Annotated in this window: 14 protein-coding genes; 8 read left to right on the top strand and 6 right to left on the bottom strand. The window is 72.0% G+C overall.

Annotation, left to right across the window (positions count from 1 at the left end; all coding sequences use genetic code 11):
- Positions 1-285: 285 nt before the first annotated feature.
- Both GQF42_RS08615 and GQF42_RS08610 read right to left on the bottom strand, forming a co-directional pair.
- A complete protein-coding gene (locus tag GQF42_RS08615; RefSeq protein WP_158919054.1) occupies positions 286-591 on the bottom strand; it encodes a hypothetical protein in 306 nt (101 codons plus the stop codon).
- A gap of 6 nt (positions 592-597) precedes the next feature.
- Positions 598-1,233 carry an ATP-dependent Clp protease proteolytic subunit gene (locus GQF42_RS08610; protein ID WP_158919053.1) on the bottom strand — a complete coding sequence of 212 codons (636 nt, stop codon included), beginning with the start codon at positions 1,231-1,233 and terminating at the stop codon, positions 598-600.
- 88 nt (positions 1,234-1,321) lie between these two features.
- Between GQF42_RS08610 and GQF42_RS08605 the strand changes: the two genes are divergently transcribed.
- From GQF42_RS08605 to GQF42_RS08570, 8 genes are all read left to right on the top strand, one after another.
- Positions 1,322-1,600: a type II toxin-antitoxin system Phd/YefM family antitoxin gene (locus GQF42_RS08605; protein WP_158919052.1), complete on the top strand. Its 279-nt coding sequence runs from the start codon at positions 1,322-1,324 to the stop codon at positions 1,598-1,600.
- A 227-nt stretch (positions 1,601-1,827) separates the two neighbouring features.
- Positions 1,828-2,130 carry an urease subunit gamma gene (locus GQF42_RS08600; RefSeq protein WP_158919051.1) on the top strand — a complete coding sequence of 101 codons (303 nt, stop codon included), beginning with the start codon at positions 1,828-1,830 and terminating at the stop codon, positions 2,128-2,130.
- Positions 2,131-2,140: 10 nt separating this feature from the next.
- Complete coding sequence (locus tag GQF42_RS08595) at positions 2,141-2,452, top strand: urease subunit beta (RefSeq protein ID WP_158919050.1); 312 nt, start codon at positions 2,141-2,143, stop codon at positions 2,450-2,452.
- The gene (locus tag GQF42_RS08590) at positions 2,445-4,166 is read left to right on the top strand and encodes an urease subunit alpha (RefSeq protein ID WP_158919049.1); all 1,722 of its coding nucleotides are present in this window, start codon (positions 2,445-2,447) and stop codon (positions 4,164-4,166) included. The genes GQF42_RS08595 and GQF42_RS08590 overlap by 8 nt, the downstream gene beginning before the upstream one ends.
- Positions 4,166-4,840, top strand: a complete 675-nt coding sequence (locus GQF42_RS08585) for an urease accessory protein UreF (protein ID WP_158919048.1) — start codon at positions 4,166-4,168, stop codon at positions 4,838-4,840. The genes GQF42_RS08590 and GQF42_RS08585 overlap by 1 nt, the downstream gene beginning before the upstream one ends.
- A 104-nt stretch (positions 4,841-4,944) precedes the next feature.
- Positions 4,945-5,622, top strand: a complete 678-nt coding sequence (ureG, locus tag GQF42_RS08580) for an urease accessory protein UreG (protein ID WP_158919047.1) — start codon at positions 4,945-4,947, stop codon at positions 5,620-5,622.
- Positions 5,610-6,380 (top strand): urease accessory protein UreD, encoded by a 771-nt coding sequence (locus tag GQF42_RS08575; RefSeq protein ID WP_199272613.1) that lies wholly within the window; start codon positions 5,610-5,612, stop codon positions 6,378-6,380. Before ureG ends, GQF42_RS08575 begins: the two co-directional genes overlap by 13 nt.
- 144 nt (positions 6,381-6,524) lie before the next feature.
- Positions 6,525-8,123 carry an alpha/beta hydrolase gene (locus tag GQF42_RS08570; RefSeq protein ID WP_199272612.1) on the top strand — a complete coding sequence of 533 codons (1,599 nt, stop codon included), beginning with the start codon at positions 6,525-6,527 and terminating at the stop codon, positions 8,121-8,123.
- A gap of 51 nt (positions 8,124-8,174) precedes the next feature.
- Here the strand turns inward: GQF42_RS08570 and GQF42_RS08565 are convergent, their stop codons facing one another.
- The 4 genes from GQF42_RS08565 to GQF42_RS08550 form a co-directional block, all read right to left on the bottom strand.
- Complete coding sequence (locus GQF42_RS08565; protein WP_233273300.1) at positions 8,175-9,197, bottom strand: NAD-dependent epimerase/dehydratase family protein; 1,023 nt, start codon at positions 9,195-9,197, stop codon at positions 8,175-8,177.
- Positions 9,198-9,276: 79 nt separating this feature from the next.
- Entirely contained in the window at positions 9,277-10,002 is a 726-nt protein-coding gene (locus tag GQF42_RS08560; protein ID WP_158919045.1) for a lysophospholipid acyltransferase family protein, read from the bottom strand.
- 270 nt (positions 10,003-10,272) lie between these two features.
- A complete protein-coding gene (locus tag GQF42_RS08555) occupies positions 10,273-11,502 on the bottom strand; it encodes a SpoIIE family protein phosphatase (protein WP_158919044.1) in 1,230 nt (409 codons plus the stop codon).
- Positions 11,503-11,606: 104 nt separating this feature from the next.
- On the bottom strand, positions 11,607-14,069 hold the full coding sequence (locus GQF42_RS08550; RefSeq protein WP_158919043.1) for a SpoIIE family protein phosphatase: 2,463 nt from the start codon (positions 14,067-14,069) through the stop codon (positions 11,607-11,609).
- Between the last annotated feature and the right edge of the window lie 36 nt (positions 14,070-14,105).

Here is a 14,105-nt window from a genome sequence, read left to right as displayed (position 1 = left end):
GTCGGAAAATCCCAACGGAACCGGGGATTTGTGGCGTTACTCACCACTCACCCGTTCGGGTGGACAGTACTGCGTTCGAGGCGCCGTCAGATCTCGTACGTAGCACCGGACCTGGGGCGACGCGCATTCGCGTGATCCCCGCAGCGGCGTCGTGCGCACCACGCAAGACCCGGAAAACGATCGGGAGATACGCCGCTCGGGGGTACGTCGTTCGGATCGTTTCGAGTCCGGTCCGAACGACATGTGTCGACACCGCGGTTCCCTCGGGACGCCCGGGCGTCCGGATCAGCCGACTCCGTCGGGCGGGAGCGCGACGCGCGCAGTACGGCGCTCACCGTCCAGCACCCGCAAGGCCCGTGCCAGTGTGTCCCCGTGCAGCTCCGTCTCGCCCCGCTGGTGCATCAACGCGAGGGCGTCGCGCAGCTCTGCGGCCTTGCGGACCAGCGCCTGGGCCGCGCGCAGACCGCTGTAGGTGCCCCCGCCGGCGGCGGGGTTGATCCTGCCCAGCAGGTCGACCGCTGTCAGGTAACTGTCGATCAGTTCGCCCTCGGCGCGGGTCAGCGCGGGCAGTGGCGGCAACTCCGGAAGCATCGTCGGCTACCTCGCGTCCGATGCGCCGGGTGTGCTCCGCCGGCTGGGCACGATGCCGTCCACCAGACCGTAGGCCAGGGCGGCCGGGGCGTCCAGCACGAGGTCCCGTTCCAGGTCGGCGTGCACCTGCTCCGCCGTGCGCCCGGTGTGCCGTACCAGCACCTCCTCCGTGACCGCCCGCATCCGGGTCAACTCCGCGGCCTGGATGAGGAGGTCGCTGGGCTGCCCCTCCACCGGCTCGGCCAGCCGGGGCTGCTCGAGCACCATGCGTGCGCCGGGCAGGGCGAACCGCTTGCCCGGGGTGCCGGCCGCGAGCAGCAGCGTGGCACAGGAGACCGCCTGGCCCAGGCAGTAGGTCGCCACGTCGCAACTGACGTAACGCAGCGTGTCGTAGACCGAGGTCATCGCCTGAAAGGTGCCGCCGGGGGAGTTGATGTAGAGCGTGATGTCCCGCTCGGGAGCCGCGTGTTCGAGGTACATCAACTGGGACATCACGTCATTGGCCGCCGTGTCGTCGAGCGGGGTGCCGAGGAAGACGATCCGGTCCTCGAAGAGCTTGCCGTAGGGATCGAGCGTGCGTGCGCCGCTGCTGGTGCGCTCGGTGAATTCCGGCAGGACATGGCGGGCGAATGCACGGGACATGGTCATACCCCTTCATCTGGCTCGGCCGCCGACGCGGCTCGGCTTCTGTAAAAAATGTACAGGATGTACGTGCCGTTAGAATGGGGGCATGGCCTATGAGATTCCGGTGACCCAAGCCAGGGCTGAGCTCGCCGACCTGATCAACCGGGTGGTGTACGGCGGCGAGCGCGTCGTCGTGACACGGCACGGCAAGCCGTTGGTCGCGCTGGTCTCGGCCGCCGATCTGGAGCGGCTGGACGCGCTCGGCGAACCGGCCGAGGATCAGGTGGTCAGCTCGGTCTCGGCGGTCCGCGAGGCCGGTTCCGCCGCGCTCGAACAGCAGCGGTTCGGGATCGCCGCCGAGCACCGCGGACCGGGCGTGTCCTGACCCGTGCGGGTATCGCGCATGCCATAGCGCGGTCATTGCTGGATCAAGGTCTGGTTTAACGTCGTTGAAACTCCGGCGAACTAACCTGCCGATCCACGCCATCAGGGGTTTTTCGGACCGGGTTGACGACAATCCGGAGATTTGTCTGTGTGTTACACCTAACCCCGTCGCGATGGCAGCGGCAGCCGGACCCCGCACGGTCCGGAGCAAGGACTGTGAGGTGGGACGTGCAACTGACCCCGCATGAGCAAGAGAGGCTGCTCATCCACGTGGCGGCCGACGTCGCCGAGAGGCGTCGGGCCCGCGGCCTCAAGCTCAACCACCCCGAAGCGGTCGCCCTCATCACGTCGCACATCCTCGAAGGAGCCCGTGACGGCCGTACTGTCGCCGAGCTGATGTCCTCCGGACGCAAGCTGCTGACCCGGGACGACGTGATGGACGGGGTCTCGGAGATGATCCATGACGTCCAGGTCGAGGCCACCTTCCCGGACGGCACCAAGCTCGTCACCGTCCACGAGCCGATCATCTGAGGGGCCTGCGATGATTCCCGGAGAGATCCTGTTCGCGGACGAGCCCGTCACCTTCAACGACGGGCGCGAGGTCACCCGTCTGACGGTCCTCAACGCCGCCGACCGGCCCGTCCAGGTCGGCTCCCACTACCACTTCGCCGAGGCCAACCCAGGCCTGGAGTTCGACCGCGCCGCCGCCCGAGGCAAGCGGCTCAACGTGGCCGCCGGCACCGCCGTGCGCTTCGAACCCGGCATTCCCGTCGACGTCGAACTCGTCCCCCTCGCCGGTGCCCGTGTCGTGCCCGGGCTGCGCGGGGAGACCGGAGGTGCCCTCGATGCCTGAGATCGTCCGCGGCGCCTACGCCGACCTGTTCGGCCCGACCACCGGCGACCGGATCCGGCTCGCCGACACCGACCTGCTGATCGAGATCGAGGAGGACCGCTCCGGCGGCCCCGGAACCTCCGGGGACGAGGCGGTCTTCGGCGGCGGCAAGGTCATCCGCGAGTCCATGGGCCAGTCCCGCGCCACCCGTGCCGACGGCACCCCCGACACCGTGATCACCGGCGCCGTCGTCGTCGACCACTGGGGCGTCGTCAAGGCGGACATCGGCATCCGGGACGGCCGGATCACCGCGATCGGCAAGGCCGGCAACCCCGACACCATGGACGGCGTCCACCCCGACCTGGTCATCGGCCCCGAGACCGAGATCATCGCGGGCAACGGCAGGATCCTGACCGCCGGTGCCATCGACGCGCACGTCCACTTCATCTGCCCCCAGGTCGCCGACGAGGCGCTGGCCTCCGGCATCACCACCCTGGTCGGCGGCGGCACCGGTCCGGCCGAGGGCTCCAAGGCCACCACCGTTACGCCGGGCTCCTGGCACCTTGCCCGGATGTTCGAGGCGATGGAGGCCTACCCGGTCAACGTCGGCTTCCTCGGCAAGGGCAACACCGTCTCCCACGAGGCGATGTTCTCCCAGATCCGCGGTGGCGCGGCCGGTCTGAAGCTGCACGAGGACTGGGGCTCCACCCCCGCCGTCATCGACGCCGCGCTGACCGTGGCGGACCGCACCGGCATCCAGGTCGCCATCCACACGGACACCCTCAACGAGGCCGGTTTCGTCGGCGACACCCTCGCCGCGATCGCGGGCCGGGGCATCCACTCGTACCACACCGAAGGCGCCGGCGGCGGGCACGCGCCGGACATCATGACCGTGGTCGCGCAGCCCAACGTGCTGCCCAGCTCCACCAACCCGACGAGGCCGTTCACCGTCAACACCGCCGAGGAACACCTCGACATGCTGATGGTGTGCCACCACCTCAACCCCACCGTCCCCGAGGACCTGGCGTTCGCCGAGTCCCGGATCCGGCCGTCCACCATCGGCGCGGAGGACATCCTGCACGACCTCGGCGCGATCTCGATCATCTCCTCCGACTCGCAGGCGATGGGGCGGGTGGGCGAAGTGATCCTGCGTACCTGGCAGACGGCGCATGTGATGAAGCGCAGGCGCGGTGCGCTGCCCGGTGACGGACGCGCGGACAACCACCGCGTGCGTCGCTATGTCGCCAAGTACACGATCAACCCGGCGCTCGCCCAGGGCCTCGCCGCCGAGATCGGCTCCGTCGAGACCGGCAAGCTCGCCGACCTCGTGCTGTGGGAGCCCGCGTTCTTCGGCGTCAAGCCGCTCCTCGTGCTCAAGGGCGGACAGATCGCGTACGCGCAGATGGGTGACGCCAACGCCTCCATCCCCACCCCGCAGCCGATCCTGCCCCGCCCGATGTACGGCGCGATCGGCCGCGCCCCGGCCGCCAACTCCGTCAACTTCGTTGCCCCGTTGGCGATCGAGGACGGGCTGCCGCAGCGGCTGGGGCTCGGCAAGCGGTTCGTGGCGATCGCGTCCACGCGACAGGTCACCAAGGCCGACATGCGCGAGAACGACGCCCGGCCCGACGTCCGGATCGACCCCGACAGCTTCGCCGTGCACATCGACGGCGAGTTGGTGGAGGCGACACCGGCCGCCGAACTGCCCATGGCCCAGCGCTACTTCCTGTTCTGATGAGCAGGGCAGCACTGCTCGTCCTGGCGGACGGCCGCTTTCCCGCCGGAGGGCACGCGCACTCCGGCGGGGCGGAGGCCGCCGTCAAGGCGGGCCGCATCACGTGTGCCGCGAGCCTGGAGGACTTCTGCCGGGGCCGGCTGCACACCGCCGGGCTGGTCGCGGGCGCGCTCGCGGCAGCCGCCGTACTCGGCGTGGATCCTGCCGAGCTGGACGCGGCGGCGGACGCCCGCACGCCGTCGCCCGCCCTGCGGACCGCCGCACGCCGACTCGGCCGGCAGCTGCTGAGAGCCGCGCGCGCGGCGTGGCCGTCGGCCGAACTCGACGCAGTGGCACGGCAGTTCCCCAAGGGGGCCCACCAGCCGGTCGTGCTCGGGCTGGCCGCGCGGGCGGCCGGACTGGGCCCGGACGACGCGGCGTACTGCGCGGCATACGAGAGCGTGAGCGGGCCGACGACGGCGACCGTGCGGTTGCTGAGTCTGGACCCGTTCGACGCCACCGGTGTCCTGGCCCGGCTGGCCCCCGAGCTGGACCGCCTCGCGGATGCGGCGGTGCGGGCGGCGCGGAGGGCTGCCTCCGAGGGCGTCGACGCGCTGCCGGCGGCGTCCGGGCCGCTGCTCGAGGTGGGCGCCGAATGGCATGCGGCCTGGCCGGTACGGCTGTTCGCGTCATGACCTCATCCGCCCACCACCCGGGGCACGCAGCCGCCCCGTGACCGTCCCGGTCCAGGCCCTTTGACCACCTCACCCGGCCTCTCGCACACTCAGGAGCCGCACCCATGCACCTCGACCACCTCCACTCCGGTGCCGCCGCCGTCAGCGCGGACGCGCACCGGCCCGACGGATCGCGCCGCGCCCTGCGCATCGGGCTCGGCGGGCCCGTCGGATCCGGGAAGACCGCCACCGTCGCCGCGCTGTGCCGGGCGCTGCGCGAGGAGTTGTCCCTCGCCGTCGTCACCAACGACATCTACACCCGTGAGGACGCCGAGTTCCTGCTCCGCGAGGCCGTCCTGCCGCCCGAGCGGATCACCGCCGTGGAGACCGGCGCCTGCCCGCACACCGCGATCCGTGACGACATCTCCGCCAACCTCGAGGCCGTGGAGGACCTGGAGGACGCGGTCGGCCCGCTGGACCTGATCCTCGTCGAGTCCGGCGGCGACAACCTCACCGCGACCTTCTCCAAGGGGCTCGTGGACGCCCAGATCTTCGTGATCGACGTGGCCGGCGGCGACGACATCCCGCGCAAGGGAGGCCCGGGCGTCACCACCGCCGACCTGCTCGTGGTCAACAAGACAGACCTCGCGCCGTACGTCGGCTCCGACCTCGCCCGGATGGCCGCCGACGCCAAGGCCCAGCGGGCCGAACTCCCGGTCGTCCTGCAGTCGTTGCGTGGCGGCACCGGCGTCGCCGACGTGGCCGCCTGGGTGCGCGGGCGGCTCGCCGCGTGGACGGCGTGACCGCCACCGGCGTCCGGGCGCACGCGCGGATCGTCGCCCGCGCCGACGGCCGCGGCGGGACCGCCCTGCCCGTGCTGGACGGCGACGGCCCGCTCGCCCTGCGCCGTACCCGGGCCGCGGGCGGGGAGGCCAGGGTGATGGTCGTCGGCGCCATGAGCGGTCCGCTCGGCGGCGACCGCCTCGCGCTCACGGCGAGCGTCGCCGAGGGCGCACGGCTGCACGTCGGTTCGGCGGCGGCCACCATCGCGCTGCCGGGCCAGACCAAGGGGGAGGCCCGCTACGACGTACGGCTCGACGTGGCCGACGGCGCCGAACTGCACTGGCTGCCCGAGCAGTTGATCTCGGCAGGCGGCAGCGACCTGTACGTCACCACCCGGGTCGAACTCGCCACCGGCGCCCGGCTCGTGCTGCGCGAGGAGCAGGTGCTGGGCCGGGCCGGGGAGCAACCCGGGCGGCTCACCAGCCGGCTGACGGTACGGGTCGCGGGCCGGCCCGTCCTGGACCAGGAGCTGTCCTGCGGCCCCGGCGCCCCGGGCGGCTGGGACGGCCCGGCCGTGCTGGCCGGCCATCGCGCAGTGGGCCAACTCGTCGTCGTGCGGCCCGAGTTCGCCGATAGGCCGCCCGAGGCGCAGGTCCTGGGGGAGTGCGCCGCACTGATACCGCTGGCCGGCCCCGCCGCACTGGTCAGTGCCGTCGCGCCGGACGCGCTGCGGCTGAGGCGACTGCTCGGGGAGGCGCAGGCGTTGCTCGCCGAGTGAGGCGCGTACCGGTCACCGGGACATGATCGTCCGGTTATCGGATTGGTAAAGATGGGTGACGCCCCCTGTTCTCAGGAGGCTCACAGCCGAGAGGATCCCCGCCTGACCATTCGCAGCGATGCATATGTAGGGGGAGGGGCCCTCTTGAGGGAGAACAGACCTAAGAGCCGCCTGCTGGCGCTCGGTTCGGCCGGAGCACTCGTCACCGCCACCCTGATCGCCGGCGCGGTGTCCGCGCCCGCGGCCAGCGCAGCCGGCCGGCCCAGCCAGGGCCGGGAGGCCAAGGGAGCCGGGATCGCGGCCGCCCGGGCTGCCAAGGCAGGCATCAACTGGCAGGACTGCCCGGCCGATTGGGGATTCGCCAAGCCCATCCAGTGCGGCTGGGTCAGCGTGCCCGTCGACTACGCCCACCCGTACGGCAAGCAGATCAAGCTCGCCGTCGACCGTATCGGCAACACCGGCACCAAGGCCGAGCGCCAGGGCGCGCTCGTCTACAACCCGGGCGGTCCCGGCGGTTCCGGGATGCGCTTCCCGACGCGGGTCACCAACAAGAACCCCGTCTGGGCGAACGTCGCCAAGGCCTACGACTTCGTCGGCTTCGACCCGCGCGGCGTCGGCCACTCGGCGCCCATCTCCTGCGAGGACCCGCAGGAGTTCGTCAAGGCGCCGAAGATGGACCCGGTGCCCGGCTCCGAGGCGGACAAGCTGGCCCAGCGCAAGCTGGCCCGCCAGTACGCGGACGGCTGCCTGGACCGCACCGGCCGCGCGATGCTCCAGCAGATGACCACGCCCAACACCGCCCGCGACCTGGACGTCATCCGCGCGGCCCTGGGCGAGAAGAGGCTCAACTACCTTGGTGTCTCCTACGGCACCTACCTCGGCGCCGTCTACGGCACCCTCTTCCCGGGCCACCTGCGCCGCATGATCGTCGACAGCGTGGTCGACCCGGCCCGTGAGAACATCTGGTACCAGGCCAACCTGAACCAGGACATTGCCTTCGAGGGCCGATGGAAGGACTGGGAGGACTGGGTCGCGGCCAACGACGCCGCCTTCCACCTCGGCACCACCCGCGCCGCCGTCCAGGACAAGTGGCTCCAGCTGCGCGCCACGGCCAAGAAGAACCCGATCGGCGGGGTCGTCGGCCCGGCCGAGCTGATCTCCTTCTTCCAGAGCGCCCCGTACTACGACTCCTCGTGGGTGCCGGTCGCCACGGTCTTCAGCAAGTACGTCGCCGGTGACACCAAGGCGCTGGTCGACGCCGCCGCCCCCGACATGTCGAACATCGCGGGCAACATCTCCGCGGAGAACGGCAACGCCGTCTACACGGCCGTCGAGTGCACCGACGCCAAGTGGCCCACCAGCTGGCGCAAGTGGGACCGGGACAACACCCGGCTCAACAAGGACTACCCGTTCATGACCTGGGCCAACGCCTGGATGAACCTGCCCTGCGCCACCTGGCCGGTCAAGCAGCAGAACCCGGTGGACGTCACCACCCACCAGGGCCTGCCGCAGGTGCTGATCGTGCAGTCCACCCGGGACGCCGCCACCCCGTACCCGGGCGCCGTCGACCTGCACCAGCGCTTCCGGGGCTCCCGGATGATCACCGAGAAGGACGCGGGCTCCCACGGTGTGACCGGCCTGGTCAACCCCTGCATCAACCAGCGCGTCGACGCCTACCTCATCGACGGCAAGCTGGACGGCGCGGACGTGACCTGCAGCCCGCACGCCACGCCCAAGCCGTAACCGGGACCGTACGGTGACGAGGGGCGGCCGGGCCTTCCGGCCGCCCCTCGCTCATGCCGCGAACCAGGCGTCCTCGGCCGCGTAGTCGAACAGGTCCGGGTACCGCTGGGCGAGACGGGGGAAGCACTCCCGCCAGTCCCGTTCGCCCAGCGCCCCGGTCAGCCAGGCCACCGTCTCCGGCAGGCTTTCGGCGTACGACACCACCGGCCGGTAGCCCAGCTCCCGCTGCGCGGCGGACATGTCGAAGACGACAGGCAGCGGGACCGACCACGGCGTCTGTCCCACCGAGCCCTCCGGCGGGCCGTCGAGGAACGCCGTCTGCGGCTCCACGCCCATCACCGCGTCGATCGCCGCGCCGATCTCGGCGGACGTCGGCGTCTCGTCGTCACAGGCGTTCAGCACCCGGGTACCGGGCCGGGCCGCCGCCAGCCGTACCAGCTCGGCGATGTTCCGGACGTTCGACGGATGGAACCGGCTCTCGCCCTTGTACGCCAGCACCCGCCTGCGCCTGGCGTCCAGATTCCGTTTCACGAAGTACAGCTCACGGGGCAGCGCGCTGTACGGCCCGTGGACCGCGGCCGGGCGCAGCACGGTGATCGGGAACGCGTCGCCACCGGCGAGGAGCGCGCCCTCCAGCGCGGCCTTGTCGTTGCTGTACGACCTCCCGCCCTCGGCGATGGTCCGCTGGGTCTCGCGGACCGGCACCGGGTAGGCCGGAAAGCCGTCCGGCTCGCCCATCGTGTCGAAGCTGCGCCCCGACGCGTCCTCGTACACGGACACGCTGGAGATCACCACCGCCGAGCCGACGCGGCCCGCGAGGGACGTCAACTGCCGGGCGTGCCCGGCGTCGTAGGCGACCAAGTCGACCAGCAGGTCGCAGCCGTCGCCGACCAGCGCCGCCAGGGCCGTGCCCTCGGAGCGGTCCAGCCGGACCGTGCGTACCCCCTCGTCCCAGGCCGCGTCCCGGCCGCCACGGCGTGAGGCGGCCGTCACCTCCCAGCCGTCCCGCGTCAGCGCGTCCACCACCGGACGGCCGATCTGTCCGGTGGCCCCAATTACCACAGCCTTCTTCATACGGCGAGCCTAGTCCGCGCGGGCCGGACGGGGCACGGCCGTTCTGCCGTCGGCAGAGGCGCGGGTCCGGCCGAGGCGGTCAACTGAGCGGCGCCCGCGGGAACTTGCGCTCCTTCGCACCGTGCTCCGCGGCCTGGCGCTCCTTGACGACGGCCGCGTACTCGTCGACGTACTCCTGCTCGGAGAGCGTCAGGATGGCGTACATGATCTCGTCGGTGACGGCCCGCAGGATCGCCCGCTCCTGCTCCACGCCGGCGTAGCGCGAGAAGTCGAGAGGCTTGCCGAAGCGGATGGTGACGGGGTGGATGTTCGGGATGACCTTGCCGGGCGGCTGCGCCTCGAACGTGCCGATCATCGCGCAGGGCACCACCGGCACCCCGGCCTGCAGCGCCATGACGGCGACGCCGACCTTGCCCTTGTAGAGCCTGCCGTCGTGCGAACGGGTGCCCTCCGGGTAGATCCCGAGCAGCTCGCCCCTGCCCAGCACCCCGAGCCCCTCGCGGATCGCCGCCTGACCGGCATCCTTGCCCGAGCGGTCCACCGGGATCTGCCCCGCACTGCGGAAGAAGAACGCGGTGAGCCGGCCCTTGAGGCCCGGCCCGGTGAAGTACTCCGCCTTGGCGAGGAACGTGATCCTGCGCCCCAGCATCGCCGGCATCAGGAAGTGGTCCGAGAACGACAGATGGTTCCCGGCGACGATCGCAGGCCCCGAGGCCGGCACGTTCTCAAGGCCCTCGATCCGGGGCCGGAAGACCAGTCTCAGCAGGGGGCCCAGGAATACGTACTTGAGCAGGTAGTAGAACACGGCTCGCCCCTCACTCCGCCGGGCCGGCGGTGCACCGATGTCGTCCGGTCATGATTCCGGTACCGGCCCGCGTACGTCTGTAGTCACGACATACGTAACCGCCTTGCACCACCCTCATACCCGCCCGGCCCGCCCGGCCGCACGCGTTGCCCCTGCCCGCGACATGCCGCGGTCGAGCACACCCGTGGCCGAAACCCCTTGAGAACCACAGGAGTTCCCGCACACCTCTGATCCACCGGGCCCCGGCGCATTCCCCGGGCGCTGCGGGTGTCACAGCCGCACGATGACCAGCGCCGTGTCGTCGGTGGCGCCGCCGGGAGGCAGCAGTTCCAGCAGGACGGCGTCCGCGAGGCTCTCGGGGTCTTCGGCACGATGGCGGCCGAGGGAGTCGGCGAGGCGCTCCAGACCGGTGTCGATGTCCTCGCCCCGGCGCTCGATCAGGCCGTCGGTGTAGAGGACGAGGGTGGCCCCCTCGGTGTAGGGCGTGAAGGCCTGGGGCCGGGGGAAGGGGTCGGGGCGGGCGTCCAGCGGCGGGTCGGTGGCCTGGTCGAGGAACTGCACACGGCCGTCGGGGTGGACGAGGACGGGCGGCGGGTGCCCGGCACTGCTGTAGCTGATCATGTGCTGGTCGAAGTCGATGAACGTCGCGACGGCGGTGGCCGATTCGGCGCCGTCGACCACGTTCGCGTACCGCCCGAGGACGTTCAGTGCCTCGCCCGGCCCCGAGGCGACCCGGCAGGCGGCGCTCAGCGCGCTGCGCAGCTGGCCCATGACCCCGGCGGCCTCGAGGCCGTGCCCGACCACGTCGCCCACGGCCACGCCCATACGGTGGCCGCCCACCAGGTCGACGATGTCGTACCAGTCCCCGCACACGTTCAGCGCGCCGACCGCGGGCCGGTAGCGCACGGCGGCATGATGACGGCCGCCCAGCCGGTGCGCGGGCAGCATCGCCTCCTGCAGGGCGAGGGCCACCTCGCGCTCGCGGGCGTGGGCCTGGCGCAGCCTTTCGTTGACCTCCTGCAGTTCACGGGCGCGCGTGTACAGCTCGGCCTCGAGGACCCGGGCCCGACTGCCGGTGGGTCCGCCGCGGGCCCGGATCAGCTCGGTGACCTCCTCGATCCGGTGCACCAGCAGCACCACGGTGCCGTCCGGACCGAACACCGGCGCGTTGACCGGGCTCCAGTAGCGTTCGTCCCACTCCCCGGGCCGCTCGGGGTTCTCGACGTCGTAGCGCTGCAGGGCCATGGCGTCCCGCTCACCGGTGGCCGCGACCCGCTTGAGTGACGAGGCCAGGTTGCGCATGCCCGAGGCGCCCTCGTTGTGCGGGTTGTCCGGGAAGACGTCGCCGAGGTGGCGCCCCACCACCTGCTCCCGGGTGCGCCCGGCCATGTGCAGGAACTCCCGGTTGGCGTCGACGTAGACCAGGTCGGGCGTCAGCAGCGCCACCATGCCCGGCAGCGACTGGAACACCTCCGTGTAGTCGATGGCCGTGTCGTCCATGGCTGCCACCCATCCGCCGCGATCACGCCGGTCCCGCCGTTTCCCCTGCCAGCCGTTCGTCAGGCGTCTCCTCTGTCATACGACGTACCTGCGCGCCGCGCATGTCAGACCGGCGGATCCGTCAGGGACTGCTCGGCCCAGATGACCTTCCCGCTGGGGACGAAACGTGTTCCCCACCGCTCGGCGAACTGGGAGACCAGCAGCAGTCCGCGGCCGCCCTCGTCCATGGTGCGCGGATGGCGCAGATGGGGCGCGGTGGCGCCGCCGTCGGAGACCTCGCAGATCAGGGTGTGCTCCCTGATCAGCCGGAGCCGGATCGGGCCGTGCGCGTGCCGGATGGCGTTGGTGACCAGCTCGCTCACGACCAGCTCGACGGTGAACGCCAGCTCCTCCAGCCCCCACTCGTCCAGCTGCCGGGCGGCTTCCTTGCGGGCGTCGGCGACCACGGCGGGGTCGGCGGGCAGGTCCCAGTCGGCGACCCGGTCGGCGCCCAGCAGCCTGGTGCGCGCCATGAGCAGCGCCACGTCGTCGTGCGGCCGGGCCGGGACCAGGGCGTCGATCACGGCTCGGCAGCGCAGGTCGAGCGAGGCGGCCTGCTGTTTCAGGGCCTGGCGCAGCCGTTCGTGGTCCGCGGCCACGGCCGCCTCGCCGGCCCCGTGGGCGAGCAGCCCGTCGGTGTGCAGGACCAGGATGGTGCCCTCGGCCAGGGTCAGCTCGACCGCCTCGAAGGGCGGGCCGCCTACCCCGAGCGGCGGGCCCTGCGGCACGTCGACGAAGCCGACGCTGCCGTCGGGCCGGACGATGGCGGGCGCGGAGTGGCCCGCGGCTGCCATCGTGCACTTCCCGCCGACGGGGTCGTAGACGACGTACACACAGACCGGTCCCGCCACCCGGTCACCGTCGGCCTGTGCGGCCGAGGGCCGTGCGCGTTCCTCGTCGGCCGTCCGTGCCACGAGGTCGTCGAGGTGCGCGAGCACCTCCTCGGGCGGCAGGTCCAGCGCAGCCAGGGTGCTGACGGCGGTGCGCAGCCGGCCCATGGCCGCGGCGGCGTCGATCCCGTGCCCCGGCACCTCGCCCACGACCAGCGCGACCCGGGCCCCGGACAGCGGGATCAGGTCGTACCAGTCGCCGCCGAGGCCGGTCAGCTCGTCGGCCGGCCGGTAGTAGGCGCCCATCTCCACCGCGCCCTGCTCGGGCAGCCGGTGCGGCAGCAGGCTGCGCTGGAGGACCAGGGCCGCGTCCCGCTCGCGGGTGTAGCGGCGGGCGTTGTCCACGCACACCGCCGCCCGGGACACCAGGTCCTCGGCGAGACTCAGGTCGTCCTCGTCGAACGGCTCCTGGCGGTGACGGCGGAAGAAGGTGGTCACGCCCATGGTGACGCCCCGCGCGCGGACCGGCACGATCATCACGCTGTGCAGGCCCAGCTGCAGGAAGGTCGCATCCCGGTCGGCCGGAACGTCCGTCGCCCACTCCCTGGCCGGCGGGTCGAGCCGCTCCTCGCGCCATGACCGGCCCGTGGTCAGACAGCGGATCGGGGGTGATCCGGCGAGATAGGTGGCCAGCTCGCCGACTGCGACGACGGCCTCCGGGACCCCGGGGTTCACCGACTGCTGCCCGGCCCGGCGCAGGGGCACCCGGTCCGTGCCGGGCAGCGGCCCAGGCTCGGGCTCCGCCCCTCGCAGCACGGACTCCAGCAGATCCACGCAGACGAAGTCGGCGAAGTCCTGGACGGCCACGTCCGCCAGTTCCTGCGCGGTCCGCGCGATGTCCAGGGTGCGGCCGATCTGCTCGCCGGCCTGGTCGAGCAGGGCGAGGCGCTGCCGGGCGCGGTGCCGCTCGGTGATGTCGACGACGGTGTAGTACACGCCCATCGGGCGGCCGAGGTCGTCGTCGAGGCGGGTGAACGACATCATGTGCGCCGTCTCGCGGTGCGGCGCGGACCGTACCGTGCCGACATGCTCGTATCCGACCACCGGCCGCCCGGTCGCCAGCACCTGCCGCATCTGCGTCTCGATGCCCACGGCGTCGATGCCCGGCTGGATCTGCGCCAGCCGCAGCCCCAGCCGCTCCCGCGGGGAGCCGCCGCCGAACCCTTCCAGGGCCGCGTTCGCCCAGACGCACCGCAGATCGGTGTCCACGATCGCTATGCCGACGGGGGAGTCGGTCACCATCTGCTCCAGCACCTCACGGCTCATGTCCCAGCCGCGTGCGCCGGAGACGTCACAGAGCAGCACCAGCCAGTGCGACGCGCCGCCGGGTTCCACCGCCGGAGTGATCCGCACCATCACCCGCACCGGCTGCCCGTCCTTGCGCCGTGCCGTCAGCAGTCCCGCCCAGCCGCCGTCCTTGAGGCACCGCTCGGCCAGCTCCGGCATCCGCGCCGCGTCCTCGGCGGACAGCAGGCCGGTCGCCCGGGTGCCCACCACCTCGCGGGCCGAGTAGGCCAGCAGCCGCTGGGCACCCCGGGTCCAGCTGGTCACCACACCCTGCGCGTCGAGCAGCAGGGGCGCGGCATCGGCCACGTCGAACGCCTGCCGGGCGACGTCCCGCTTCTCGTGAGTGCCCACGGCCGACCTCTCTGTCGCTGAGAGTGGTCTACCCCT

Source organism: Streptomyces broussonetiae, assembly GCF_009796285.1.
GTDB lineage: Bacteria > Actinomycetota > Actinomycetes > Streptomycetales > Streptomycetaceae > Streptomyces > Streptomyces broussonetiae.
This window is presented reverse-complemented; position numbering and strand designations above follow the sequence as displayed.

Coding starts and splice junctions, on each gene's coding strand:
- GQF42_RS08615 (WP_158919054.1), bottom strand. CDS start 591: ATGCTTCCGGAGTTGCCGCCACTGCCCGCGCTGACCCGCGCCGAGGGC.
- GQF42_RS08595 (WP_158919050.1), top strand. CDS start 2,141: ATGATTCCCGGAGAGATCCTGTTCGCGGACGAGCCCGTCACCTTCAAC.
- GQF42_RS08605 (WP_158919052.1), top strand. CDS start 1,322: ATGGCCTATGAGATTCCGGTGACCCAAGCCAGGGCTGAGCTCGCCGAC.
- GQF42_RS08565 (WP_233273300.1), bottom strand. CDS start 9,197: ATGAAGAAGGCTGTGGTAATTGGGGCCACCGGACAGATCGGCCGTCCG.
- GQF42_RS08590 (WP_158919049.1), top strand. CDS start 2,445: ATGCCTGAGATCGTCCGCGGCGCCTACGCCGACCTGTTCGGCCCGACC.
- GQF42_RS08555 (WP_158919044.1), bottom strand. CDS start 11,502: ATGGACGACACGGCCATCGACTACACGGAGGTGTTCCAGTCGCTGCCG.
- ureG (WP_158919047.1), top strand. CDS start 4,945: ATGCACCTCGACCACCTCCACTCCGGTGCCGCCGCCGTCAGCGCGGAC.
- GQF42_RS08610 (WP_158919053.1), bottom strand. CDS start 1,233: ATGTCCCGTGCATTCGCCCGCCATGTCCTGCCGGAATTCACCGAGCGC.
- GQF42_RS08585 (WP_158919048.1), top strand. CDS start 4,166: ATGAGCAGGGCAGCACTGCTCGTCCTGGCGGACGGCCGCTTTCCCGCC.